We start from the raw sequence: 24,273 nt of genomic DNA on the forward strand, positions 1-24,273 counted from the left end.
GCCGTGGCCCGCCGGTTCTCCGGAAAGGTTGCGCTCGTTACCGGCGCCGGCCGCGGGCTCGGCCGGGCGATCTCGAAAGCGCTCGCGCAGGAGGGGGCCGCGGTGGCCCTCGGCTATCACGAGAGCGACCGGGGCGCCCACGAGGCGGCGGAGGACGCGGCCAGGTTCGGGGTGCGCGCCGTTCCGGTGCCCGTAGACGTCGCGAGCGCGTCGGAGGTGCGCGATCTGTTTTCCCAAGTCCAGCGCGCCTTCGGGCGTCTCGACATCCTGGTCAACAACGCCGGGGTGTTTAGCCGGTTCGGACTCCTCGACGTGACCGAGGACCACTGGGATCTCGTGCTCGGCGTGAACCTGAAGGGGACGTTTCTGTGCGCCCAAGCGGCCGCGGCGATGATGAGGGCCCAGCAGTCCGGCGTGATCATCAACCTGGCGAGCGGCGGGGGTTTGTCTCCGCGGCCGGGCTATGACGTCTCGGCGCCGTACGCGGCGAGCAAGGCCGGGGTGATCATGCTGACCCGCCGGCTCGCGCTCGAACTAGCGCCCCACATTCGTGTCAACGCCGTCGCCCCAGGGATCATCGAATCGCGGCCGGGGTGGAACGAGGACACCCGCAAGCGGCTCGGGGCCGTCTCCTTGCTCAAACGGGTCGGCACGCCCGAGGCGATTGCGAACGCGGTGGTGTTCCTGGCCTCGGACGCCGCCGCGTCAATCACGGGCCACGTCCTGAACGTCGACGGGGGAGTGGTGCTGCGCTGATGGGGACCGATTATCACATGCACCTCGAGCGCGGCCCGTGGACGCTGGAGTGGCTTGGACGGTTCGTTGAGACGGCCCGGGCCCGCGGGGTGCACGAGATCGGATTCAGCGAGCACCCCCACCGGTTCCGAGAATGCCGGGCGATCTATGCGCCGCAGATGCCGTGGGTGGATGCGCAGAACACCGAACGGCTCGACAGCTACCTTCGGTTGATCGAGGAGGCCCGCAAGGCCGGACTGCCGGTCAAGATCGCCCTTGAGTGGGACTACCTTCCTGGTTTCGAGGCCGACCTCGAGCGCGCGATCAGCCTCCATCCCTGGGACTACACGATCGGATCGGTCCACTGGCTTCCGCCTCAGGGCCGAAATGAGGCCTGGTGGGGGTTCGATGACCCCGCGCGGATCACGGAGTGGGAGCGGCGCGACGTCCTCGACGCGTACCGCCAATACTTCCGGCTCATTGCGCAGGCGGCCCGGACGGGCTTCTTCGACATCATCGGGCACGCGGATGTGATCAAGGTCTTTGGGTATCGTCCACAGCAGGATATCTCGGACCTCTACGCTGCGGCCGCCGCGGCGTTTGCCGCCGCAGGGGTCTGCGTGGAGATCAACACGGCCGGGTGGCGCAAGCCGGTTGGGGAGATTTATCCCGCGCCCGAGTTCCTCCGGGCGATCCACCGCGCCGGCGTGCCCGTCCTGATCAACTCGGATGCGCACCTGCCTGAAGACGTAGGGCGGGATTTCGTTCGGGCGGCGGCGATCGCCCGCGAGGCGGGATACACTGAAGTGGCGACGTTCGTGGCCCGGACCCGCCGCATGGTGTCGCTCGCATGAGCCACCCATGACCTCGGAGTCCCACCGCCTCAATCGGATGCGCTTTGGCCGGACCGCGGAGCAGTTTGCCGCGAGCACCGCGATCAGGCGGCTCTCGCAGGTGGAGTCGCTGCTTCAACTCGCGACCCCGGTGAAGGAGGATCGCCTCCTCGATGTTGCCTGCGGCCCCGGGCGCCTGCTGGCGACCGTCGCCCCGCACGTCCGCTTCGCGGTGGGCGTCGACCTCACCCTCGAGATGCTCGTGATCGCCCGGAAGCAGCGTCTGGGCGAGGGCGGGCGTCCCCTGGGCCTCGTGCTCGGCGAGGGGGAGCGTCTCCCGTTTCGCGACGGCGCGTTCACGGTGGTGACGACGACCCTGGCGATCCATCACTTCGGGGATCCGCGTTGGGTCGTCGCCGAGATGACGCGCGTCTGCCGGCTGGGGGGGAGAATCGCGGTCTCCGACATCGTGGCGTCCGCGGACGACGCGAAGCGGGCGCTCGCGAACGAGATCGAGCGGCTGCGAGACCCCTCGCACGCGGAGGAGCTGAGCAGCGCCGGCCTCGAGGAGCTGTTGACCTCCCAGGGGTTGGTGGTTCGTGGACGCGCGTCCGGGTCACTCACGCGGGAGCTCGAGGAGTGGTGCCGGCTCGCGGGAACGTCCCCCGAGGCGGCGGCGCGGGTCCGGGCGATGCTGCTCGCGTCCCAGCCGGGCGACCTGGCGGGGATGGCCCCGGTCCTCGCCGGTTCGGCGGTCACCTTCCGCCACGACTGGATGACCCTCCTCGCCGTGAAGCGATGACCCTCCCGGTGCTATAATTTGAAGCGCCCGCACTCGTGTCCGGAGGTCCCCGAATGCAGGATCTCGAGTTTCCGTTTCTGACCCCACAGATCGTCTTCGGGCTGACAGGGTTAACCTCCCGGGCCCTTCGGCGATTGGAGACCCACGGCATTCCGGCGGCTCCACGGGGCGGCCCTCGGAAGCCGGCGCGCGGCCCCCGGTTGTACTCGTGGCGGGAGATCGAGCAACTCCAACACGCGAGCTTTCTTCTCAAGACGAAGCGGCTTCCGCTCGATGAGGTGAAGCGGTTCCTCAAGCGAAGCCAGGCCGCCTCGCTCGACCGCGATTGGGTGATTGCACGGCCGAAGCCCCGGGTTCGCCGGCGGCGCTCTTCCACCGCCGCCGGGGGATTCCGGGGCGGGCCGACCAGGCGGATGCGATGAAGATGGGACCTTCGACGATCGTGTATCTGGATCACGCGGCGACCACCCCGGTCGATCCCCGCGTGCTCCACGCGATGCTCCCCTACTTCACCGAGCAGGCCGGCAACGCCAGCAGCGTACATGCGCTCGGACAGGAGGCGCGCGCCGCGGTCGATCAAGCACGCGCGCAGGTCGCGGCCGCCGTCGGCGCGCGGCCCGCCGAGATCATTTTTACCAGCGGGGCGACCGAATCGGACAACCTGGCAGTCGCGGGCGTTGCGTTGGCGACCGAGGCCCGCGGCCGCCACATCGTGACGACTACGATCGAGCATCATGCCATCTTAGAAGTCTGCCACTTTCTCGAGCACCGCGGGTACGACGTGACGTACCTCCCCGTCGATGGCCGGGGGATCGTTGATCCTGATGATGTGCGGAAGGCGCTCCGGGCGGACACCGTCTTGATCTCAGTCATGGCCGCCAATAACGAGATCGGCACGCTGCAGCCGGTGGCGGAGATCGGGCGCCTCGCGCGCGCGCGGAACATCCCGTTTCACTCCGACGCGACGCAACTCGTCGGGGCCGCGCCCGTGAGCGTCGACGGCCTCCACGTCGACCTCCTCTCGTTCTCCGCGCATAAACGCTACGGTCCCAAGGGGGTGGGCGCCCTGTACGTGCGCCCGGGCGTTCCGCTGACGCCGGTCCAGCGGGGCGGGAGCCATGAGCGAGGCCGGCGCGGCGGGACGGAAAACGTTCCAGGGATCGTGGGGTTTGGCGCAGCCTTGAGGATCGCGATTGGGGAGATGGAACCGGAGCGGGCCCGCCTCATCGCCCTGCGCGATCGGCTGATCCGTGAAGCGCTCGAGCTGCCGGGTGCCCACCTCAACGGAGATCCCGTGCACCGTCTGTCCAACAACGTCAATCTCTCGTTCGATGGGACCGACAGCCAATCGCTCGTCATGGGCCTCGATCTCCAGGGGGTCGCGGCCAGCTCGGGCTCGGCATGCAGCTCGGGGAGCATGGAGCCATCGCATGTGCTGGTCGCGCTGGGCGTGGCCCCGGATCGTGCCGCGGCGGCGGTCCGGCTCACGCTCGGCCGGGGGACGACCGAAGCCGACGTGACCTCCGCGCTCGCCGCCCTGCGCGATGTCGTGATTCGGCTCCAGCGGGCCGCCTAAGCCTACGGCTCGACCGGTTCCACTCCGAGGTGGCCGGGACGCTTCTCGCGGGTGGGCCCGCCCCTGGGTGGGTCGATGTACTCGTGCCACATCCGCTTCTGCACGGGTTCCAGCTGTGCGAAATCCTCGGGGCAGATGAGCAGCGTCGCAAGCGGCGATTCGGGGAGGATCCCGTCCTTCGGTCCTTCGAGCCGCGCCATCCATCCCGCACTGCCGGGTTTGAACGCCTTGCCGCATTTGGAACACGTGAGCATGGCGACACCTCCGTTGCTCTCACTGTATGGTCGCGAAGCGCCGGCTGCAAATGCCGGACCGTGATGGCCGCGGACTCGTGTCGTTGACAGGGTCTCCCAAGTCTGCAATCATGAAAGCGTTGAGTGGCACGAGCGCCCCGCTCGCGGGGCTGCTGCGGGCCGCGCCGGCGCCAAGGGGTCAAGATGATATCCGGATATCTCCCTGTGCTCGTCCACCTCGCCCTTGCGATCCTGCTCGCCGTCGTGCTGCTCGGGCTGCACCGGCTCGCGGGGGGCAGTCGCCCCACGCTCGAAAAGTCTCTCCCGTACGAGTCGGGGATGTGGCCGATCGGGAGCGCCCGTGAACGCATCCCGATCCGCTTCTACCTCGTAGCGATGCTGTTCATCCTGTTCGACATCGAGATCGTGTTTGTCTACCCGTGGGCGGTCCTGGTGCGCGAGCTCGGGAACGCGGGCCTTGTGGAGATGTTCACGTTCCTCGCGGTGCTGGGATGCGGTTATGTGTACCTCGTGCGCCGGAGGGCGCTCGAATGGGAGTGATCTCCTCCGAGCGCGACGTCGAGCGCAACGTCTTGACGACCACCGTCGACCGGATCGTGAGCTGGGCGCGGAAGAGTTCGTTGTGGCCGGTGCAGTTCGGCCTGGCGTGCTGCGCCATCGAGATGATCAGCACGGCCGCGTCGAGGTTCGACATCGCCCGCTTCGGGTCGGAGCTGTTCCGGGCTTCACCGCGGCAGTCGGACCTCATGATCGTCGCCGGGCGGGTCAGCCAGAAGATGGCCCCCGTGGTCCGTCACATCTACGATCAGATGCTTGAGCCGAAGTGGGTGATCGCGATGGGGGACTGCGCCAGCACAGGCGGGCTGTACAACAACTACGCCGTCGTGCAGGGCGTGGACAAGATCATCCCCGTGGACGTGTACGTCGCCGGGTGCCCCCCGCGCCCCGAGGCCCTCCTCGACGGGCTCCGCCTGTTGCAAGAGAAGATCGCTCAGGGATCTTCCGCCCGGCGGGCGACCTGAGCAGCGGGGCGCTGATGGAACAGGGGCCGCTTCTCGACCGCCTGCGTCCCCATGTGCCGTGGGGCCTCGCGATCCCCAAGGACGAAGGCGGCCGGCCCACATTGCTCGTGACCCCCGGGGTGTTGCTCGAGGTGCTCGAGGCCGCCCGAGCGCATCTCGCACTCGACGCGCTGGTGGATCTGACCTGCTGGGACCGCGCGCCCGCTTCCCCGCGATTCGAGGCCGTGTACCTTCTGGGGCAGGCGGGAGGCTCCGACCGGCTGACGGTCAAAGTGCAGATCGAAGGCGAGCACCCGCGCCTGCCCTCGTCGGTGGGCGTCTACCCCGGCGCCGCGTGGCCGGAGCGCGAGGTCTACGACATGTTTGGCGTCGTCTTCGAGGGGCATCCCGATCTCCGGCGGATCCTGATGCCGGACGACTGGGAGGGGCATCCGCTACGACGCGATTTTCCCCTGACCGAGGAGGCGGTGGAGTTCAAGGGGCACACGCCAAAGGTGCCGAGCGAAATCATCCCATTCTTCCGGCCGCACAGCCCGTCGGGATCTGGAGGCGACCCGCCGCCGGTGCCCGGATGATCGAGCGCACCCGCGAAACGCTTACCATTAACATGGGTCCCCAGCACCCCGGCACGCACGGGCTGCTGCGGCTCGTTCTCGAGATCGAGGGGGAGATCGTCCGCAAGTGCACGCCCGTCATCGGCTACCTCCACACCGGGATCGAGAAGGAAATGGAGACGCGAACATACCTCCAGAACGTGACGCTGGTGGACCGGATCGAGTACGTCGCGGCGTACATGGAGGAGATGGCATTTTACCTGTCGGTCGAGCGGCTGATGGGCCTCGAGGTGCCGCCGCGCGCCCGCTGCATTCGCGTCCTGATGTGCGAGTTGAACAGGGTCGCGAGCCACCTGATCTACCTCGGGTCGGCCGCGCTCGATCTCAATGTCTCGAGCGTGTTGATGTACGCGTTTGCCGATCGCGAGCGTTTTCTCGATCTCTCCGAGATGGTCTCGGGGCAGCGAATGATGCCCGGGTACTTTCGTGCGGGCGGGGTGGCCGCCGACCTCCCCGACGAGTTCTTCCCGGCGGCGCGGTCGTTCCTGGACGACCTGGCCCGGCGCATCGACGAATACGAGCGCCTGCTGGACGACAACCTGATCTGGAGGGAGCGGACGGAAGGGGTGGCGACGCTCTCCCGGGAGGACGCGATCCGTCTCGGGGCGACCGGCCCGGTGCTCCGGGGATCCGGTGTGGCGCACGACGTCCGCAGACTGCTCCCGTACGGGGGGTACGAGGAGTTCGAGTTCGACATCCCGACCCGGCGCGAGGGCGACGCGTACGCCCGGTATCGGGTCCGGATGGAGGAGATGCGGCAGAGCCGGCGGATCGCGATCGCGGCGCTCGAGCGCCTTCCCGGCGGGCCCGTGATCGTTGACGATCGCAAGGTCGCGCTCCCCCCGCGACACGAACTGGCGCGCAGCATGGAGGCCGTGATCCACCAATTCAAGCTGGTCAGCGAAGGCTACCATCCTCCGGCCGGGGACACCTATGTCGCGACCGAATCGGCGCGGGGCGAAAAGGGATACTTCATCGTGAGCGACGGGAGCAACCGGCCGGTCCGGGTCCACGTGCGCGCGCCGTCCTTCTATAATCTGCAGGCGCTCCCGGCGATGGTTGAAGGCCGGCCGCTGGGCGATGTGGTGGTGGCCATCGCCAGCATCGACATCGTGCTCGGGGACGTGGATCGTTGACGGCCCGCATGCTGTCCAGGGGCGCCCTGGAGGAGATCGCACGCCTCCGCGCCGGGTATCCGGAGGCACGCTCGGCGCTGATTCCATCGTTGCATGTCGCGCAGGCGGAGGTGGGCTATCTGGCGGAGGGCGCGATGGCGGAGGTGGGCGAAGCGCTCGGGCTGCCGCTCACCGAGGTCGCCTCCGTCGCGTCGTTCTACGAGATGTTTCATCTGGAGCCGGTTGGGCGGCATCATATCCGGATCTGCATCAACATCTCCTGTCACCTCAACGGGTGCGATGAGGTCGTGGATTATCTGTGCCGGCGGTTGGGGATCCGGCCCGGACAGACGACGGCCGACGGCCGCGTGACGCTGGAATCGGTGCAGTGTCTCGCCGCATGCGAGGAAGCCCCCGTGCTGTTGATCAATGCCGAGCGGCACGCTCGGGTGACTCCGGCAGCGGTCGACGAGCTGCTGGCGAGGTTACCCTAGCATGCCGCGTCCACTGCTGACCCGGTATTTCGGTCAACCCGGCCGCGAGCGCATCGAGGCCTACCTCGAGACGGGGGGGTACCGCGCCGCGACGGCGGCGCTCCGCGATCTCACGCCCGACAAGATCACCGAGATCGTCGAGGCGGCCGGGCTGCGCGGCCGGGGCGGGGCGGGTTTCCCGACCGCCCGGAAGTGGAAGCTGACGCCTAAGCGCGAGGGAGGGGAGCGGTATCTGGTCGTCAACGGAGACGAGAGCGAGCCCGGGACGTTCAAGGACCGGACTCTCGTCGAGCAAGACCCACACCAACTGCTCGAAGGGATCCTCATCGCCGCATACGCCAACCAGATCCCCCGGGCGTACATCTTCCTCCGGGGGGAGTTCTTTACCGGGTACGAGCGGTTGAGCCGGGCGCTCGCGGGCGCGTACGCGCGGGGTTACTTCGGCCGCAACGTTCTCGGGACGGGGTACGACCTCGAGGTCCTGATCCACCGGGGCGCGGGCGCCTACATCTGCGGGGAGGAGACCGCACTCCTCGAAAGTCTTGAGGGCCGGCGCGGATTCCCACGCCAGAAGCCCCCCTACTATCCGGCCGTGAAGGGACTGTACAGCCAGCCCACCGTCCTCAACAACGTCGAGACGCTGGCGCACCTCCCCCATATCCTCGGCTTGGGCGCCGAGGGGTACCGCGCCTACGGCCCCCCGATCCTCTACTCGGTCTCCGGGCACGTGCTCAGCCCCGGTGTCAAGGAACTGCCGCTCGGGACTCCGCTCCGCGAGATCATCTTCGAGCACGCGGGCGGGCTGCGCGCCGGGCGAACCCTCAAGACAGTGTTTCCGGGCGGATCGTCGTCCGCGATCATCCCTCCCGAGTCCCTGGATACGCCCGCGGACTTCGAGTCCCTCGCGAAGATCGGATCGATGCTCGGGTCGAGCGCGATCATCGTCATGGACGATTCGACCTGCATCCCGGCGGTGATGGCGCGGACCGTGGAGTTCTACCGCGACGAATCATGCGGGAAGTGCACCCCATGCCGGGAAGGGACGATCTGGCTGACCCAGATCTTCGATCGGATCCTGACGGGCAAAGGCCGCATGGAGGACCTCGACCTTTTGGATGGAATCGCCCGGAACATGACCGGCACGTGCTTCTGTCTGTTGGGTGAGAGCGTTCCCCCGAGTCTCCGGGCTTCCCTGAAATACTTCCGCGCGGAATACGAGCACCACGTCAAGACGGGGACCTGCGACGTGCACGCCGTTGCGGCGGCGAGGATCTGATCGTGGACGAGCACAAGGTGCAGATGGTCCACCTGACGATCGACGGTCAGGCGCTGGCCGTCCCCAGGGGGACGACGGTCTACCAAGCTGCCCATCAGGTCGGGATCGAGATCCCGGTGTTCTGCTACCACGACCGCATGCCGCCCCTTGGGGCGTGCCGGATGTGCTTCGTCGAGATCGAGAAGATGCCGAAGCTGGTGACCTCCTGCACCCAGGAAGCCGGCGAGGACATGGTCGTGCGGACCCAAACCGGCCGGGTCAAGGAGGGGCAGCGAGGCATCCTCGAGTTCCTGCTGGTCAATCACCCCCTCGACTGCCCCATCTGCGATAAAGGGGGCGAGTGCCCGCTCCAGGACAATACGCTCCGGTTCGGGCCCGGCCAGACCCGATTCATCGAAACGAAGCGCACATATCGAAAGCACATCCGGATGGGTCCGGTGCTGGTCCTCGATCGCGAACGGTGCATCCTGTGCTGGCGGTGCACCCGGTTCGGCGAGATCATCGCGGGCGATGATGCGCTGAAGGGGTTCGAGCGAGGGTACCACAGCCAGATCGGGACGCCGTTCACCGACCCCGTGCACAGCAAGTTCATCGGGAACACCATGGAGATCTGCCCGGTCGGCGCGCTCACGAGCGCCACCTATCGGTTTCGCGCCCGGCCGTGGGACAACACGCACGTGCCGAGTGTCTGCTCCCACTGCGGATGCGGGTGCGCGACCCTGCTCAACGTCCGCGGGGGTCAGGTCACCCGGACACGCCCTCGTGAGTCCCCCGAGGTCAACGACATCTGGCTGTGCGACAAGGGGTTCTTCGGCTACGAGTTCACCAGCAGCCCGGAACGATTGACGACGCCGCTCGTCCGGCGGGACGGCGCGCTGCGCGAGGCGACGTGGGACGACGCGCTCGATCGGGTGGCATCCGCGCTTCGCGCCGCCCCCCACGCCGTTGGCGTGATCGGCGGATCGCGGACCACCAACGAAGACAACTTCCTGCTGCTCCACCTCTTCCGCGGCGTGGTTGGGACCAACTCCATCGATTTCCGCGTCGACACAGCGCACCCGCTGCCGGCGGGGCGGGGGCCTTGGGGGCTCGAGGTCGCGATCGCCGACGTCGAGCGGGCGGACGCGATCGTGCTTTTGGGCTGCGACCTGACCGAGGAGTACCCGATCATCTGGCTGCGGGTCAAGAAGGCCGTCGACCGCGGGGCGCGCCTCATCATCCTCGGCCCATGGGAACTGGAGATCGCTCGATGGGCGAGCCACTCGCTCGTGCACCGCTGGGGCGCTGAACCACACCTGCTCGATGCCCTCTCGGGGCGGATCTCCATTGAGGCTGCCGCGGCGGCGGCGGGCGTGTCCGGCGAAGTCCTGGGCTCGGCCGCCGCGGCCTGGGCCGGCGCCGCCGGCCGCCGGGTGGTGCTCGTGGGGCGAACGGCGCTTGAGCGTCCGGACGGGAGTGCGGTGCTGGATGCCGTGGATCGGTTGCGCGCCGCGCATCCGGCTGACTTCGGGGCGCTGCGCGGCCGCGGAAACGGCGGGGGCGCGCAGCTGCTCGGGTTGCTCCCCGACATGCTGCCCGGATACCGCCCGCTCAGCGCCGTCGATGCCAGAGGGGCGCTGGAAGCGGAATGGGGCCGGCCGGTCCCGACCGCGCCCGGCAAGACGGTGCGCGGTATGCTCGAGGCCGCACGGTCGGGTGAGCTCCAGGTCCTCTACGTCGTCGGGGCCGACCCCGCGACGGAGTACCCCGACGCCGCGGCCTGGGCCGAGGCCCGGAAGCGCCTCGGGTGCCTGGTGGTCCATGAACTGTTCATGACCCGGACCGCCGCCGCGGCCGACGTGGTGCTGCCCGTGCTGAGCTTTGCGGAGCGGGCGGGCACCGTCTGCAACATCGAGGGCCGTGTGCAGCGTCAGGGTCAGGCCGTGCTGGGTCCAGGCCTGGCGCGATCGGACGCAACGATCTTCGTGCACCTCGCCTCCCGTCTCGGGGTGGAACTCGGGCCGGCCTCGTGGGAGGAGATCTTCGCCGCGATCGGACGGGTGGTCCCGGGATGGGGGGAAGGCGCCCGGGTCGCCTCGCCGCGCCAGGCGATCGACACGGAGTCCGGCACGGGAGGCGCCGGCGCCGGAGCCTCTGGTCGCGCCGGCGGCCTTGTCCTGCTGACCGGAAGCCGCCTGTTTGACCGCGGAACGATGGCGATGCGCTGTCCAGGAATCCGCAACCAGGCGGGCGGCCCTTTTGTCGCGGTCCCGCCCGATGATGCCGGTCGCTTGGGCCTCGCCGATGGGATGCCGTGCGAGGTCCGGTCCGCGCGCGGGACCCTCCGCGTTGTCGTGCGGGTCTGGCCCGGTCTGTGCTCCGGGCACGCGTACATCCCCCGAGGGTATGACACGGCCCCGGTCAACACGCTCCTCGACGAGCGGGCACCGGTGACGGTGACGGTGGCCGCCCTCGCCGGAGCGGAAGCGGCCGGGTAGCCAGGGCGCGGCGGACGGATGCTCACGACCATCCTGGTGGATGCGGTGCGGAGCGCGGTCATCCTTTTTGGCGTCCTCACCGCGTTCGCGTACGTGACATTGCTCGAACGCCGCCTCCTCGCCCGCTTTCAACTGCGCGTCGGCCCAAACCGGGTCGGGCCGCTCGGATTGCTCCAGCCGCTCGCCGACGGCGTCAAACTCCTCTTCAAGGAGAGTTTCATCCCGGCCCGCGCCGACCGGTTCGTGTACGTCGTGGCTCCCCTCATCTCGGTGGTCGCGGCGCTCTTCGTGTACGCGGTGATTCCCATCGGGCCCCCCATCCGTCTATTTGGGCGCGAGGTCCCGCTCTACGTCGCAGACGTGAACGTGGGGATCCTGCTCGTGCTGGCCGCAAGCTCCATCGGCGTCTACGGGATCATTCTCGGTGGATGGGCCTCCGACAGCAAATACTCGCTCTTGGGGGGGCTCCGGTCGAGCGCCCAGGTGGTCTCCTACGAGCTGACGCTTGGGCTCGCGGTGCTGGCCGTGGTGATGATGGCCAACTCGCTCAGCCTGGTCGACATCGTGCATGCGCAGGCGCACCGCTGGTTCATCGTGACGCAGCCTCTGGCGTTTCTCTTGTTCTTGATCGCCGGACTCGCGGAAACCAATCGCGCGCCGTTCGATCTGCCCGAGGCCGAGCAAGAGCTGATCGCGGGCTACCAAACCGAGTACGGCGGCTTCGCGTTCGCCATGTTCTACCTCGGCGAATACGTCGGCGTGATTACCATGGGCGCGCTGAGCGCCACCCTGTTCTTGGGAGGATGGCAGGGCCCGCTGCTGCCCCCGGTCTTGTGGTTCCTCGTCAAGGTATTTGTGGTCGTCTGCATCTTCATCTGGATCCGCGCGACGCTGCCGCGGCTTCGCTACGACCAGTTGATGGGGTTCGGATGGAAAGTCCTGGTGCCGGTCGGGCTCGCGAACCTCGCGGTGACGGCGATCCTCATTGTGTGGCGCGGAGGGGGGTGAGCGCGCTCGTGCTTGGGCGGCTGCGTCAGGCTTGGGCGATGGTCAAAGGATTGGGCATCGTCGGCCGGTACCTGTTCCGGCCGCCCGTGACCGTCCGGTACCCGGACGCGAAATCCCCCGTGCAGCCGCGATTCAAAGGGCGCCACTACCTCACGTTGTTCGCCGACGGCATGGAGCGCTGCGTCGGATGCGAGCTGTGCGTGATCGCGTGCCCCAGCCAGTCGATCTACGTCCGCGCGGAGGAAAACGATCCGCTGCATCCCCACTCCAAGGGCGAGCGGTTCGCGGCGGATTTCCAGATCAACATGCTCCGCTGCATCTTTTGCGGGCTGTGCGAGGAGGCCTGTCCCACCGGGGCGATCGTGCTCGGCCACGAGTTTGAGCTCTCCGGCTATACCCGCGAGTCCCTCATTTACACCAAGGACCGGCTGACGGAGCGCGTTCCGGGCGAATCGGGGCGCGACCCCAACCGGGAGGTGTAAGTGGCGATCCTGCTGTTTATCCTCATCGCGTGCCTCGCTCTGGCCGGCGGGGTCGGGGTGATCGCCTCCCGCCGGCCGGTGCACAGCGCCCTCGCGCTCCTCCTGGTGCTCGGAAGCCTCGCAGTCGACTACCTGCTGCTCGACGCTCAGTTCATCGCGGCTCTGCAGGTGATCATCTACGCGGGGGCGATCGTGGTCCTCTTCATCTTCATTATCATGCTCTTGGCCGCCCGAAGCGGCGAGGACCCGAGGATCCAGGCGGTGCTGTCGCCGGTCGCCGGCGCCGTGTTGTGCGGCGTGTTTGGCCTCGCCGTCCTCATCGTCCTCAGCCACGCGGCGGAGAGCCCGGCCTCCGTGGGTGAGCAGTTCGGGACGGTGCAAATGGTCGGCCGCGCGCTCTTCTCGCGATTTCTGCTGCCGTTTGAGGCGGCGTCCATCGTCCTCCTCGTCGGGATGATCGGGGCGGTGGCCCTGGGGCGCCGGCTTTCGGATGAAGCCCCGGATCGGGGACGCCGCACCCCGGCCCCGGAGGAGCGCTGATGGTGGTCCCACCGCTCTACCAGCTGTCGCTGAGCGCGCTCTTGTTCACGCTCGGAATGATCGGAGTCCTCGTCCGCCGCTCGGCGCTCATCGTCTTCATGTCGATCGAACTCATGCTCAACGCCGTGAACCTGTCGCTGGTGACGTTTGCGCGCGTGCGCGGCAACGTGGACGGCCAACTGCTGGTGTTCTTTGTCCTGGTGGTCGCGGCGGTGGAGGTGGTGGTCGGGCTTGCGATCATCGTCGACATCTTCCGGTCCCGCCAGACGGTCGATATCGACGATGTCGATCTCCTCCGTGGATAGGCGGCGGTCCACGTGACCCGGACCCTCGCCGCCCTCATCCTGCTGCTGCCCCTCGCGGGGTGGATCGCCAACGGTCTCTGGGGAAGCCGGTTGGGCCGGCGCGCCGTCGCCGTCATCGCCTGCGGTACGGTTGGCGCCGCGTGTGTCGCGGCGGCGCTGCTCCTCTGGCGTGTGGAGACGGCTCCGGGCGCGCTCTCCCGCGTCGACTTCTATCGCTGGATCGGGGCGGGACCCGTGCAGGTGGCCCTGAGCTTCCTGGTCGACCCGCTCTCGATCGCGATGGCGCTCGTCGTGTGCGGCGTGGGGTTCTTGATCCACGTCTACTCCGTAGGCTACATGGATGAGGACCCGGGGTTCGCGCGATACTTCGCCTACCTCAACCTGTTCATGGCCGCGATGCTCACCTTGGTCCTGGCGGGGAACCTGGTCGTGATGTTCATCGGCTGGGAGGGCGTCGGGCTGTGCAGCTACCTCCTCATCGCCTTTTGGTTCACGCGCCCGGCGGCGGCGGCGGCCGGGGTCAAGGCGTTCCTCGTCACGCGGCTCGGCGACGTAGGATTTCTCCTCGGCATCTTCCTGGCGTTCGGCCTCTTCGGGACGACCGACTTCACCGTGATGACCCAGGAGGCCGCCCGCCGGCTCGCGCTCGGGGGAGGCGCCGCTACCGCGCTCGCGCTCCTGCTCTTCGCCGGCGCCGTCGGAAAATCGGCGCAGCTGCCGCTGTATGTCTGGCTCCCGGACGCGATGGAAGGCCCGACGCCCGTCAGCGCCCTGATCCACGCGGCGACGATGGTGACGGCCGGCGTCTACATGATCGTGCGGCTCCACGCGGTGTTCCTGCGCGCACCGTTTGCGATGGACCTGGTCGCCGCCGTGGGGGCGATCACGGCGATCTTCGCCGCGGCATGTGCCTTGGTGGAGCCCGATCTCAAGCGCGTCCTGGCCTATTCGACGATCAGCCAGCTCGGGTACATGTTTTTGGCGGTCGGGGTCGGGGCGTTTGGGGCGGGGATGTTCCACCTCACCTCCCATGCCTTCTTCAAGGCGCTTTTGTTCCTCGCGGCCGGCAGCGTGATGCACGCGCTCCATGGGGAGACCGACATGGGGCGCATGGGCGGGCTGGCGCGCCGGCTGCCGCGGACGGCGGGGGCGTTCGCCGTCGGCGCGCTGGCGCTCGCGGGGATCCCTCCGCTGAGCGGCTTCTTCAGTAAGGATCTCATTCTCGCCGAGGCGTTCCGCGCCCACGTCTGGCTGTGGGTCGTGGGCGTGGCCGCTGCGGGCCTGACCTCGGTGTACATCGTGCGGGCCTTTGCCCTGACCTTCCTGGGGGTGTCGATGAGGGACCTCGGTGAGGCGGCCCACGATCCGGCGCCCCTGATGGACGCGCCCATGCGGCTCCTCGCCGGGCTCACCGTCGTTGGCGGTGCGCTGGGCTGGTCGTTTACGCATCCCGGCGTGCTAGAGCGGTTCCTCCAGCCGGTCATCGCCGCGGGCGCGGCCCCCGCGCCGCGTGGGGGGACGTGGACCGGAGAGGCGGCGCTCGTCGCTGTGAGCCTGCTCATCGCCGTCGCCGGCATCGCCGTCTCCTGGCGGAGATACGTCCGGCGGACTCTCCGGCTTGGTTCCCCATGGCTGTCTGGGCTGCTGCGTCACCAGTTTTATGTTGAAGCCGTCTACGACGCGGTTGTGGTTGCCCCCGCCCGCGCGCTGGCCCGCGCCGCCGCCGTGGGAGATCGGTCGGTGATCGATGCCGCCCTCGTCGGAGTGGCGCGCTCGATCGGCCGGACCGGTCAAGCGCTCCGCGGTCTCCAGACCGGATACCTCACCCACTACGCGGCGTTCATCCTGATCGGCGCCATCCTCTTGCTCGTCTTCTGGGTGTCCCGGTGACGGCCGGACCGCTCACCTGGCTCATCCTGCTGCCCTTGTTGGGCGCGGCCACGGCCGCGGGAATCGACCGGCGCCACGAGCGCCAGATCCGGATCCTCGGGTTCCTCAGCGCGGCTCTGACGTTCGTCCTGGCGGCATGGGTGTGGGCGCGGTTCGTCCCGGGCGGGGCCGGCCTCCAGTTTGAAGAGAAGATTCCCTGGGTCCCTAAGACCGGGATGACCTATCACGTGGGAGTGGATGGTCTTTCGGTCACCCTCGTCGCGCTCACGGCGTTTCTGTTTCCCATCGCGCTCGCCTCCTCCGCGGGCCAGGTGGCGGCTCGGGTCAAGGCGTTTGTGATCACGGTGCTGCTGCTCGAAGCGGGGTTGCTCGGCACGTTCCTCGCCCAGGACCTCGTCCTGTTCTACGTGTTCTGGGAAGGCATGCTCATCCCGATGTACTTTCTGATCGGCTTGTGGGGCGGTCCCGGGCGCGCGCGCGCGGCGATCAAGTTCCTCATCTACACGATGGCCGGAAGCGTCCTGATGCTCCTGGCCATTGTGGCCGTGTACCTGCAGGGGGAGCGGGTAATGGGGCAGGCGACGTTTGATCTGCCAGCCCTGCTTGCGCACCCGCTCGGCATCGGGGGGAGCCTCGGCCGCCTGCTCTTCCTGGCTTTTGCCGTGGCGTTTGCCATCAAGATGCCGGTGTGGCCGCTCCACACCTGGCAGCCGGATGCGTACGCTGAGGCCCCGCCCGTGGTGACCGTGCTGCTCGCGTCGGTGATGGCGAAGACGGGGGCGTATGGGTTCTTGCGATTTTGCCTGCCGCTGTTTCCCGAGGCGATGCGCGTGCTGGGCCCGCTGGCGTCGACCCTCGCCGTGATCGGCATCCTCTACGGCGGCGCGGTCGCCTGGGCGCAGTCCGACCTGCGGCGGCTGCTCGCGTACGGAAGCATGAGCCACATGGGCTTCATCCTCCTCGGGATCTTCGCGCTCAACGTCCCGGCCATCCAGGGCAGCCTGATCCAGATGATCAACCACGGGATCAGCACGGGGGCGCTGTTCCTGATCGGCGGGATGCTCATCGAGCGCACCGGCCGCGTCCGCACGGACGAGTACGGGGGGATCGCCGCTGTCACGCCGCGACTTGCGGCCGCGACGCTGATCGTCGTGCTCTCCTCACTCGCGCTGCCCGCGACCAACGGGTTCGTCGGCGAGTTCTTGATTCTCGTGGGGACGTTCCGAGCGCATCCGGCGTACGCGGCCCTGGCGACCCTGGGCGTGGTCGTCACGGCGGCGTACCTGCTGGCGTGGGTCGGCCGGATCTTTCACGGCCCGACGCGGGCGGATCTCGCGTCGATGGTGGATCTGAGGCGGGGCGAGGTCGCGGTGCTCGTGCCGCTGATCGTGGTGATCTTCTGGGTGGGGCTGTATCCGCGTCCGCTGCTCGAGCGGAGCGAAGCGACGGTGCGCGCGCTCGTCGGCCGTGCGTCCGCGGCGGGCATCGATGTCGGACCGGTGGCGCGGCGGCATGGTGTCGGATCCCACGGGCCGGTGACTGTCCGGTGATGGGGACGCGCGAAGTGCTCTCGATTGGCCCCGAGCTGATTCTCGTGGTCGCCGCCCTCGTCGTGCTCCTCTGGGACGCGTGGGAGACCGGACCCGCCTCAGACTCGGCCGCGCCCCGGCCGGGCTCGGCGTGGATCGCGCTCGTCGCCGTTGTTATCGCGTTCGTGTGGAACGGCGCGGGAGGGACCGCCGGCGTGGGGTTCGCCGGCATGTACATTCGCGACCAGGTGACCCGGGTCGTCGACGTGGCGGCCCTGGGAACGGCCGGCGTGGCGATCCTGCTCTCGCCCTCCTATCTGACCAGGGTCCGCCTTCCCGCGGGCGAGTACTATGCGCTGCTGCTCCTCAGCACGGTCGGCGCGATGGTGACGGCGGCGAGTGGGACGCTCGCCACCCTGTTCCTGGGGCTCGAGATCCTGAGCATCCCGCTGTACATCCTGGCCGGGCTGGCGCGGCGGAGCCAGCGCTCGCAGGAGGCCGGTCTCAAGTACCTCCTCCTCGGGGCGTTCGCCACCGCATTCTTCGTGTACGGGCTCGCGCTGATCTACGGGGCCACGGGCTCGATCGACCTGCGCCGGATCGGTGAGGCCGCGCGCTCACCGCTGCTCGATGCGGGCGTCGCGCTCCTCACGATCGGCCTGGCATTCGAGGCCGCGCTCGTCCCATTTCACGCCTGGGCCCCGGACGTCTACGAGGGCGCGCCGCTTCCGGTCACCGCGTTCATGTCGGTGGTGGCGAAGATCGGCGCGTTCGCCGGGCTCCTGAGGGTCTTCCCGCTCGGGATTCCCCTCCTGGCGGATCAATGGATGCCGGCGCTGGCGGGGATCGCGATCGTCACGATGGTGCTCGGGAACCTCGCCGCGTTGTTCCAGACCAATGTGAAACGGCTCCTGGCCTACTCCGGGATCGCCCACGCCGGGTATATGCTCATCGGGGTCGCATCCGGCGGCGCGGCGGGAGTCTGGAGCGTGCTCTTCTATCTTTTGGTCTACGCCGTGATGAACCTCGGGGTGTTCGGCGTACTGCTCCTCCTGGAGCGCCAGGGCGCGGAAGCGGACCGGTTGGACGACCTCTCGGGTCTTGTGGGCAGGGTCCCGTGGGCGGCGGTTGCCCTTGCCGTTTTCATGGTGTCCCTCGCCGGCCTGCCACCGACGGCTGGGTTCATCGGCAAGCTCTACCTCTTCCGCGCCGCCTTGGGGGGACATCAGACCGCGCTGGCCCTCGTCGGGGTGCTCACCAGCGTGGTGTCGGTGTACTACTATCTCAGGGTCGCCTACGTGGCACTCTCCGGGGACGCCCCGCAGGCGGTGGCGGTGATCCGAAACTGGTTTGTCGGCGCCGCGCTTGCGATCGCGATCGCGGGGGTGTTTTGGCTCGGGCTGTTCCCCGCGGGCTTCACCGCGGCGGTGCAGCAGGCCGCCGCATCCTTGAGGTAGAATCTCGGCCCGTGCCCTCCGAAGAACAATTCGACGCCATCGTCGTCGGTGCGGGACCCGGCGGCGTCTCGGCGGCGGTGACGATGGCCCGCGCCGGCCTCAGTGTGGTCCTGTTCGAGCGCGGGGATCGGCCGGGGGTCAAGAACGTGATGGGCGGCGTCATGTATGGGCGGATGCTCGCCGACATCATCCCGGAGTTCTGGAAGACCGCTCCGCTGGAACGGACCGTCGTCGACGAACGGCTGTGGCTGACGACCCCCGAGACCGTGGTGACGGCGGGCCACAAACACGTGCCGCATGCCGGCACTCCCCCGAACGCATTCACGGTGCTCCGCGTCCCCTTCGACGGCTGGTTCGCCGCGCAGGCGGAGGCGGCCGGTGTGCTCCTGATCTCCGGGACCACGGTGGAGGACGTGCTCCGCGAGGACGGCCGGATCGTGGGCGTTCGCACCGGCCGCGAGGAGGGGGACCTCCGAGCCAACGTGGTCGTGATCGCGGACGGAGCGAACTCGTTCCTCGTGCAGAAAGCCGGGTTGGGGCGCCCGCTCGAGCCAAACGAGATGGCGCTCGTCGTCAAGGAGATCATCGCCCTGCCTGCGGAGACGATCGAGGAGCGATTCACACTCGAGCCGGGGACCGGTGCCACGATCGAGGTGTACGGCGCCGTGACGCGGGGGATGGCCGGGTACGGGTTCATCTACACAAACCGCGAATCGCTGTCCGTCGGCATCGGCGCGCTGATCTCCCAGTTCATGGAGACCCGGATTACCCCATGGGACCTGCTCGAGGGGTTCAAGACGCACCCGATGGTGGCGCCGCTGCTCCGCGGGGGGACGGTGCGCGAATATCTGGCGCATGCGATCCCCGAGGGCGGGTTCCGGTCGATGCCGCGCCTGTTCGACGATGGGGTGATGGTTGTCGGCGATGCGGCGATGATGGTCAACAACCTCCACCGTGAGGGCAGCAACCTCGCCATGGCGGCGGGCCGAATGGCCGGCGAGGCCGCGATTCAGGCCAAGCGGGCAGGGGACTGGTCCGCGCGCACGCTCTCGCACTACCGGGAACTGCTGGAGGCGTCGTTCGTGCTGCAGGATCTCAGGAAGTACGAGCGGCTGCCGGAACTTGTGGAGCGGCGGGCCGATCTGCTGCAGGTCTATCCCGAATTGCTGAGCGAGGCGATCCATGAGATGCTGACCATAGATGGCGTCGGCAAGCGGGAGAAGCAGCGCAAGATCCTCCGCCGGCTCCTCGACCGGCGCCCGTGGTGGCGGTTGATGCGCGATGCCGTCGAAGCCTGGAGGGCGATGGGATGAAGATCGAGGAGAAGCTCTACATGCTCCGCTGGAAGCACGACAAGCAATCGCACATCAGCATCAAGGACAAGCACGTCTGCTTGGAGACCTGCGGGCCGAAGTGGAAGCGCCCCTGTACGACGTTCTGCCCGGCGAACGTGTACGTGTGGGACGGCGAGAAGATCGTCGCGTCCCACGACAACTGCGTCGAGTGCACGTCCTGTATTCTCGGCTGCCCCTACCGGAACATCGACTGGCGGCTTCCCCGAGGCGGGTTCGGCATCGAGTGGCAGCACGGCTAGACTATCAGGACCCACCGCCGCCCCACCTCGCGAAGCGTCCCGTCTTATCGCCGCCACGTGCGGCAACGCTGTCTATTGGTCAGAATGTCTCAACTCTGTCCGATAGGGGGGAGCCTCGGACCAAGCACATCGGCGCCGTGCCTCTGATAGGCGAGTTTCAATGTTGCCAGATCACGCTGCGAGATCGGGATTCGGCTTATATCCTCAAGACACTTCTCAAATCCGGCGGGCTGCAAGACAAATAGCATTCGGCCGGGTCGGCGGGCGATGTTTTGCCAGTTGTGAGCCACGCCCTTGGGGACGAACGCTAGTGTCCCGGCGGTTCCACTGGTGAGCCGCTCGCCGATTCGGAACCGAAACTCGCCCTCCAGGACGTAGATCAATTCGTCGCTGTCACGATGCACGTGAAGCGGGCCTCCGCCGCCCGGCCCGACGGTTTCTTCAAGTACGGCAAACGCACCATCCGTATCCTCACCGGAGGCCTTCACGAGCACGGGTCGATCCGGATCCCGTTCGAACTTCTTCCCTACTCCCGGCAACACGAAGTATCCGTCCCTACCGGTGGTCACTGTGCACCCCCGCGTATTTCATGGCAAACTAATTAACCAGGCGCCTCCCGTCCGTCTGGCGGCCGTGGGCCCGCAGGAACGACACGCCCCACCCGATCAAGACGAGCGCGGCCATCTGCCCCCAGGTGAAGAACACGACGGTTCGGTCTTCGCTCCGTAAAAGGTCGAGGAGGAACCGCAGGGCGGACGAGGCGACGATGGCCGACCAGAAGAGGTAGCCGTCAAACGGACGCCGGCCCGCCGCCCCGACGACCCACGCGAGGATCAGGATGGTCCCGATCATCTCATACAACTGGACCGGATGGCGGGGGCCGCCGGGGATCCCCGGGAAGACGATCCCCCACGGCAGCGACGTCGGATCGCCGTAGAGCTCGCCGTTCATGAAGTTGCCCCACCGCACGAGGATGATTACGAGCAGCATCGCCGGTGCGATCGCGTCCGTCATCCGCCACACCGGGACCTTGTGACGAGGACACCACCAGGCCAGGAAGATCAGGCCGAAGGCGATGGCCCCGTGCGAAGCCAGCCCGGCGTAGGGCGGCCGAACGATCGCCAGCGGATCGCCCGCAAAATCTTGCGGGTGGGACACGACGTACCCCACGCGCGCGCCGACGAGCGCGGTGACGAGGAACGGGAAAGAGAGCGAGTCCACGATGAGGTGGCGCGCGATCCCGAACATCTCGCCGAAGTGGGCGGTGACCGGGATGGAGAGAAACAGCCCGAGGCCCATCATGGCGCCGTACCAGCGGAGGACGAACGGCCCAACCTTGAGGAGCACCGGGTGCATGCGCTAATAGTATAGCAACGGCAAAAATTCTTGACACTAGGGGGGTGATTTGATAACCTGGCTTCAAACTGAATAGCAACTCTTATCCAGAGCGGTTGAGGGACGGGCCCGATGAAACCCGGCAGCCTACCAGGCGCCCACCTGGCGTGGTGCTAATTCCCGACGGAAGATCCAATTCCGGTAGATAAGAGGGATGATCCCCCTCGCGGAGTTGGAGGGGGATTTTTGTTGTGCCGAGATCTGCGGGGTCCGGCGCGCCCAGGCAGCGAGAGCGGCTTGGAGAGGGAGGGGAGAGATGGCAGTGAGCGGGCTGGTCTGCCGCGAGTGCGGCCGGCGGTACCCAACGGAGCCGATCTTCGTGTGCGAGCACTGTTTCGGGCCGCTCGAGGCGGAGTACGATCTCGAGGGTCTCGGCGGGGAGGCGCTGCGGGACCGCATTGTCTCCGGGCCACTCTCGATCTGGCGGTACCAGGACCTTCTGCCGGCGGCGCGGGTCCCGGAGTGGGACCTCGCCCCCGGGTTCACGCCGCTCGTCCCGGCCCACCGGCTCGGCGACGCGCTCGGGCTCCGCCATCTCTACCTGAAGAACGACACCCGCAACCCCACTTGGTCGTTCAAGGACCGCGTCGTCGCGGTCGCCTTGGCCGCCGGGAAGACGTTTGACTTCACCGTCTTCTCCTGTGCCTCGACCGGTAACCTCGCCAATGCGGTCGCGGCGCATGCCGCCAAGGCGGGTCTTCGCGCCGTCGTGTTCATCCCCAAAGGCTTAGAGCGGGCCAAAGTGATTACGACATCGGTCTACCGGCCCACGGTGGTGGAAGTCGATGGGACGTATGACGATGTCAACCGCCTCTGCCTCGAGATCGGCGACGAGCACCGCTGGGCGATCGCGAACGTCAACCTGCGGCCCTACTACTCCGAAGGCGCCAAGACACTGGCGTATGAGGTGGCGGAGCAGCTTGGGTGGAAGGCCCCCGACCGCGTTATCGTGCCGGTCGGCTCGGGCAACATGTTCGTGAAGATTCACAAGGGCTTCGAGGAGTTTCAGGATCTCGGGCTGATCCCCCGCTGCACGGTGCGGATGACCGCGGCTCAGGCAGACGGCTGCGGTCCCATCGCCACCGCGTACCGCGAACAGAGCGACAAGGTTGTCCCGGTCCGGCCGAGCACGGTCGCGAAGTCGCTCGCGATCGGCGCTCCGGCCGACGGCCACTACGTCCTCGATCTCGCGCGGCGCACCGGTGGGGCCGTCGAATCCGCTACCGATGACGAGACGGTCGGTGCCATTCGCCTGCTCGCGGAGACCGAGGGGCTGTTCACCGAGCCCGCGGGCGGCGTCACCGTGGGCGTCCTGCGCAAGCTGGCCGCATCCGGGGTGATCGGGCCCGACGAAGTGGTCGTCGCGTACATTACCGGCATCGGTCTCAAAGCGATCGAAGCCGTGGAAGACGTGGTGGAGACCGCGGTCACCATCAAGCCGACCCTCGCGTCGTTCGAGGAGCGCGTCCTTGCGCTCGCAGGCGACTAGGGCACCTCGGAGGTAGACATCGATGGCTGTGCACGTGCGTATTCCCACACCGCTCCGCCGGATCACGAATGGAGAGCGGGTGGTTGAAGTCACCGGGAGCAACCTGGCGCAGGCGCTGGGCGATCTCGATCGTCGATTCCCCGGGATCCGGGCGAAGATCCTAGACGAGCGGGGTGAGGTGCTCCAGTTCGTGAACATCTTTGTGAATGAGCAAGATATTCGGTTCCTCTCCGGGCTCCAGACACCCCTCGGGGAAGGGGCGGAGGTCTCTATCGTCCCGGCCATGGCCGGAGGTGAAGTTGACCCGGTTTCGTGGACACCTTACTGTTGGGGTAATAGCCCCGGGGGAGGTCCACGATGGGACGGAGGAAGGTGCCCTACCCGCTGGAGTTCCGGGAAGAGGCCGTACGGCTCGTCCGGGAGGGCGGGAAATCGATCGGAGCAGTCGCCAAGGATCTGGGGATCGCCGATCAGTCGCTCTGCAACTGGGTGAAGCAATCGGACCTTGACGCCGGCCGCCTCACCGACGGCCTCACGACCGAAGAGCGTGTCGAGCTCCGCCGCCTCCGCCGTGAAAACCGTGTGCTCCGAGAAGAACGGGAAATCCTGAAAAAAGCCGCCGCCTTCTTCGCGCAGGAGACCCACTCGAAGCCGGGGCGGCCTTCGAGTTCGTAAAGCGAGAGAAGGCCGCACACTCCGTCAGCCATCACTGTCGTGTGCTGGGTGTCTCCCCCAGCGGCTTCTGCGCCTGGCAAGATCGGCCGCTGTCTGCGCGAGCGCAATCCGACGCGGCGTTGCAGGAGCAGATCCAGACGATCTTCACGCGCAGTCGGCGGACCTACGGAGCACCGCGGGTGCACGCCGAGTTGCAGGCCCTGGGCGTGCGGTGCGGCCGCAAGCGCGTGGCCCGGTTGATGCGCGCAGTTGGCCTCGTTGGCGCGCATCGGCGCCGCCCGCCGCGCACCACCTGGCGCGATCGCGCCGCGGCACCGGCTCCTGATCGCGTGCAACGGCAGTTTGAGACGCTCGCCTCTGGGTAGCGGACATCACGTACGTGGGGACCGGCGCCGGCTGGCTATACCTCGCGGTTGTGCTGGACGTCTTCAGCAGTCGTGTGGTCGATTGGGCGATGAGCGTGCTGCTGGAAACGACGCTGGTGTTGGACGCATTGAATATGGCGCTGTGGAATCGCCGGCCTGCCGCAGGGGTGGGTGAAGTAACTTAATCACGAGTTAGACCTGACACACCATTCGAATGCGTTCCCGAAGTGGTGCAAACCGTAATCGGAGGACATGCGATGATCGCAGGCGCGAAGTTCGGCCACACGAATCTGATCGCGAAGGATTGGAGAGCGCTGGCGCGGTTCTACGAGGAGCAGTTCGGCTG

25 protein-coding genes, 3 pseudogenes and 1 riboswitch are annotated in these 24,273 nt (G+C 67.7%); of the genes and pseudogenes, 25 read left to right on the plus strand and 3 right to left on the minus strand.

All coding sequences use genetic code 11. The features are described 5' to 3' along the window. Positions 1 to 3: 3 nt before the first annotated feature. From VFP86_21375 to VFP86_21395, 5 genes are read left to right on the plus strand one after another with little or no spacing between them, the layout of a single operon-like run. Positions 4 to 756, plus strand: coding sequence for a glucose 1-dehydrogenase (locus VFP86_21375; GenBank protein ID HET9002202.1), 753 nt, complete (start codon positions 4 to 6; stop codon positions 754 to 756). Beyond that, positions 756 to 1,589 carry a histidinol-phosphatase HisJ family protein gene (locus tag VFP86_21380; GenBank protein HET9002203.1) on the plus strand — a complete coding sequence of 278 codons (834 nt, stop codon included), beginning with the start codon at positions 756 to 758 and terminating at the stop codon, positions 1,587 to 1,589. Before VFP86_21375 ends, VFP86_21380 begins: the two co-directional genes overlap by 1 nt. 7 nt (positions 1,590 to 1,596) lie before the next feature. Next, positions 1,597 to 2,370 carry a methyltransferase domain-containing protein gene (locus tag VFP86_21385; GenBank protein HET9002204.1) on the plus strand — a complete coding sequence of 258 codons (774 nt, stop codon included), beginning with the start codon at positions 1,597 to 1,599 and terminating at the stop codon, positions 2,368 to 2,370. Between the two features lie 53 nt (positions 2,371 to 2,423). After that, positions 2,424 to 2,792, plus strand: coding sequence for a MerR family transcriptional regulator (locus VFP86_21390; protein HET9002205.1), 369 nt, complete (start codon positions 2,424 to 2,426; stop codon positions 2,790 to 2,792). A gap of 2 nt (positions 2,793 to 2,794) precedes the next feature. Continuing rightward, positions 2,795 to 3,946: a cysteine desulfurase family protein gene (locus tag VFP86_21395; protein ID HET9002206.1), complete on the plus strand. Its 1,152-nt coding sequence runs from the start codon at positions 2,795 to 2,797 to the stop codon at positions 3,944 to 3,946. A gap of 2 nt (positions 3,947 to 3,948) precedes the next feature. Here the strand turns inward: VFP86_21395 and VFP86_21400 are convergent, their stop codons facing one another. After that, positions 3,949 to 4,200 (minus strand): hypothetical protein, encoded by a 252-nt coding sequence (locus VFP86_21400; GenBank protein HET9002207.1) that lies wholly within the window; start codon positions 4,198 to 4,200, stop codon positions 3,949 to 3,951. 183 nt (positions 4,201 to 4,383) lie between these two features. On the opposite strand from VFP86_21400, the gene VFP86_21405 reads away from it, so the two are divergent. From VFP86_21405 to VFP86_21480, 16 genes and pseudogenes are all read left to right on the plus strand, one after another. After that, the gene (locus VFP86_21405; GenBank protein ID HET9002208.1) at positions 4,384 to 4,740 is read left to right on the plus strand and encodes an NADH-quinone oxidoreductase subunit A; all 357 of its coding nucleotides are present in this window, start codon (positions 4,384 to 4,386) and stop codon (positions 4,738 to 4,740) included. Continuing rightward, positions 4,731 to 5,201, plus strand: a pseudogene (locus tag VFP86_21410) (NADH-quinone oxidoreductase subunit B family protein). The gene VFP86_21405 and the pseudogene VFP86_21410 overlap by 10 nt, the downstream one beginning before the upstream one ends. 35 nt (positions 5,202 to 5,236) lie before the next feature. Continuing rightward, the gene (locus VFP86_21415) at positions 5,237 to 5,797 is read left to right on the plus strand and encodes an NADH-quinone oxidoreductase subunit C (protein ID HET9002209.1); all 561 of its coding nucleotides are present in this window, start codon (positions 5,237 to 5,239) and stop codon (positions 5,795 to 5,797) included. Then, positions 5,794 to 6,972, plus strand: a complete 1,179-nt coding sequence (nuoD, locus tag VFP86_21420) for an NADH dehydrogenase (quinone) subunit D (GenBank protein ID HET9002210.1) — start codon at positions 5,794 to 5,796, stop codon at positions 6,970 to 6,972. The genes VFP86_21415 and nuoD overlap by 4 nt, the downstream gene beginning before the upstream one ends. Next, entirely contained in the window at positions 6,969 to 7,445 is a 477-nt protein-coding gene (gene nuoE / locus VFP86_21425) for an NADH-quinone oxidoreductase subunit NuoE (GenBank protein ID HET9002211.1), read from the plus strand. Before nuoD ends, nuoE begins: the two co-directional genes overlap by 4 nt. Position 7,446: 1 nt before the next feature. Continuing rightward, positions 7,447 to 8,721, plus strand: coding sequence for an NADH-quinone oxidoreductase subunit NuoF (gene nuoF / locus VFP86_21430; protein HET9002212.1), 1,275 nt, complete (start codon positions 7,447 to 7,449; stop codon positions 8,719 to 8,721). A 2-nt stretch (positions 8,722 to 8,723) separates the two neighbouring features. After that, a complete protein-coding gene (nuoG, locus tag VFP86_21435; protein HET9002213.1) occupies positions 8,724 to 11,198 on the plus strand; it encodes an NADH-quinone oxidoreductase subunit NuoG in 2,475 nt (824 codons plus the stop codon). Positions 11,199 to 11,216: 18 nt separating this feature from the next. Next, positions 11,217 to 12,206 (plus strand): NADH-quinone oxidoreductase subunit NuoH, encoded by a 990-nt coding sequence (nuoH, locus tag VFP86_21440; protein ID HET9002214.1) that lies wholly within the window; start codon positions 11,217 to 11,219, stop codon positions 12,204 to 12,206. Further along, positions 12,203 to 12,688, plus strand: a complete 486-nt coding sequence (nuoI, locus tag VFP86_21445; protein ID HET9002215.1) for an NADH-quinone oxidoreductase subunit NuoI — start codon at positions 12,203 to 12,205, stop codon at positions 12,686 to 12,688. The genes nuoH and nuoI overlap by 4 nt, the downstream gene beginning before the upstream one ends. After that, on the plus strand, positions 12,689 to 13,228 hold the full coding sequence (locus VFP86_21450) for an NADH-quinone oxidoreductase subunit J (protein HET9002216.1): 540 nt from the start codon (positions 12,689 to 12,691) through the stop codon (positions 13,226 to 13,228). Beyond that, positions 13,228 to 13,533 (plus strand): NADH-quinone oxidoreductase subunit NuoK, encoded by a 306-nt coding sequence (gene nuoK, locus VFP86_21455; protein ID HET9002217.1) that lies wholly within the window; start codon positions 13,228 to 13,230, stop codon positions 13,531 to 13,533. Before VFP86_21450 ends, nuoK begins: the two co-directional genes overlap by 1 nt. Positions 13,534 to 13,545: 12 nt before the next feature. After that, positions 13,546 to 15,423, plus strand: a complete 1,878-nt coding sequence (gene nuoL, locus VFP86_21460; GenBank protein ID HET9002218.1) for an NADH-quinone oxidoreductase subunit L — start codon at positions 13,546 to 13,548, stop codon at positions 15,421 to 15,423. Beyond that, positions 15,420 to 16,973 carry an NADH-quinone oxidoreductase subunit M gene (locus tag VFP86_21465; GenBank protein HET9002219.1) on the plus strand — a complete coding sequence of 518 codons (1,554 nt, stop codon included), beginning with the start codon at positions 15,420 to 15,422 and terminating at the stop codon, positions 16,971 to 16,973. Before nuoL ends, VFP86_21465 begins: the two co-directional genes overlap by 4 nt. After that, positions 16,973 to 18,409, plus strand: a complete 1,437-nt coding sequence (locus VFP86_21470; protein ID HET9002220.1) for an NADH-quinone oxidoreductase subunit N — start codon at positions 16,973 to 16,975, stop codon at positions 18,407 to 18,409. Before VFP86_21465 ends, VFP86_21470 begins: the two co-directional genes overlap by 1 nt. Positions 18,410 to 18,420: 11 nt before the next feature. After that, entirely contained in the window at positions 18,421 to 19,722 is a 1,302-nt protein-coding gene (locus VFP86_21475; protein HET9002221.1) for an FAD-dependent oxidoreductase, read from the plus strand. Further along, positions 19,719 to 20,003, plus strand: coding sequence for a 4Fe-4S dicluster domain-containing protein (locus VFP86_21480; GenBank protein HET9002222.1), 285 nt, complete (start codon positions 19,719 to 19,721; stop codon positions 20,001 to 20,003). The genes VFP86_21475 and VFP86_21480 overlap by 4 nt, the downstream gene beginning before the upstream one ends. An 89-nt stretch (positions 20,004 to 20,092) precedes the next feature. On the opposite strand, the gene VFP86_21485 is transcribed toward VFP86_21480, so the two are convergent. After that, entirely contained in the window at positions 20,093 to 20,572 is a 480-nt protein-coding gene (locus VFP86_21485; protein ID HET9002223.1) for a cupin domain-containing protein, read from the minus strand. 28 nt (positions 20,573 to 20,600) lie between these two features. Further along, positions 20,601 to 21,350 carry a prolipoprotein diacylglyceryl transferase gene (locus VFP86_21490; protein HET9002224.1) on the minus strand — a complete coding sequence of 250 codons (750 nt, stop codon included), beginning with the start codon at positions 21,348 to 21,350 and terminating at the stop codon, positions 20,601 to 20,603. An 88-nt stretch (positions 21,351 to 21,438) separates the two neighbouring features. After that, positions 21,439 to 21,550: riboswitch (SAM riboswitch) on the plus strand. A 104-nt stretch (positions 21,551 to 21,654) separates the two neighbouring features. Between VFP86_21490 and thrC the strand changes: the two genes are divergently transcribed. The 4 genes and pseudogenes from thrC to VFP86_21510 all read left to right on the plus strand — a co-directional run bounded on the left by thrC (position 21,655) and on the right by VFP86_21510 (position 24,112). Beyond that, the gene (thrC, locus tag VFP86_21495) at positions 21,655 to 22,887 is read left to right on the plus strand and encodes a threonine synthase (GenBank protein ID HET9002225.1); all 1,233 of its coding nucleotides are present in this window, start codon (positions 21,655 to 21,657) and stop codon (positions 22,885 to 22,887) included. A gap of 22 nt (positions 22,888 to 22,909) precedes the next feature. Continuing rightward, positions 22,910 to 23,170 (plus strand): annotated as a pseudogene (locus tag VFP86_21500) (MoaD/ThiS family protein). A gap of 74 nt (positions 23,171 to 23,244) precedes the next feature. Then, on the plus strand, positions 23,245 to 23,562 hold the full coding sequence (locus VFP86_21505) for a transposase (protein HET9002226.1): 318 nt from the start codon (positions 23,245 to 23,247) through the stop codon (positions 23,560 to 23,562). A gap of 364 nt (positions 23,563 to 23,926) precedes the next feature. Continuing rightward, positions 23,927 to 24,112: pseudogene (locus VFP86_21510) on the plus strand (DDE-type integrase/transposase/recombinase). Positions 24,113 to 24,273: the final 161 nt, after the last annotated feature.

Source organism: bacterium (assembly GCA_035703895.1).
In the GTDB taxonomy this organism is placed as follows: Bacteria; Sysuimicrobiota; Sysuimicrobiia; order Sysuimicrobiales; family Segetimicrobiaceae; genus Segetimicrobium.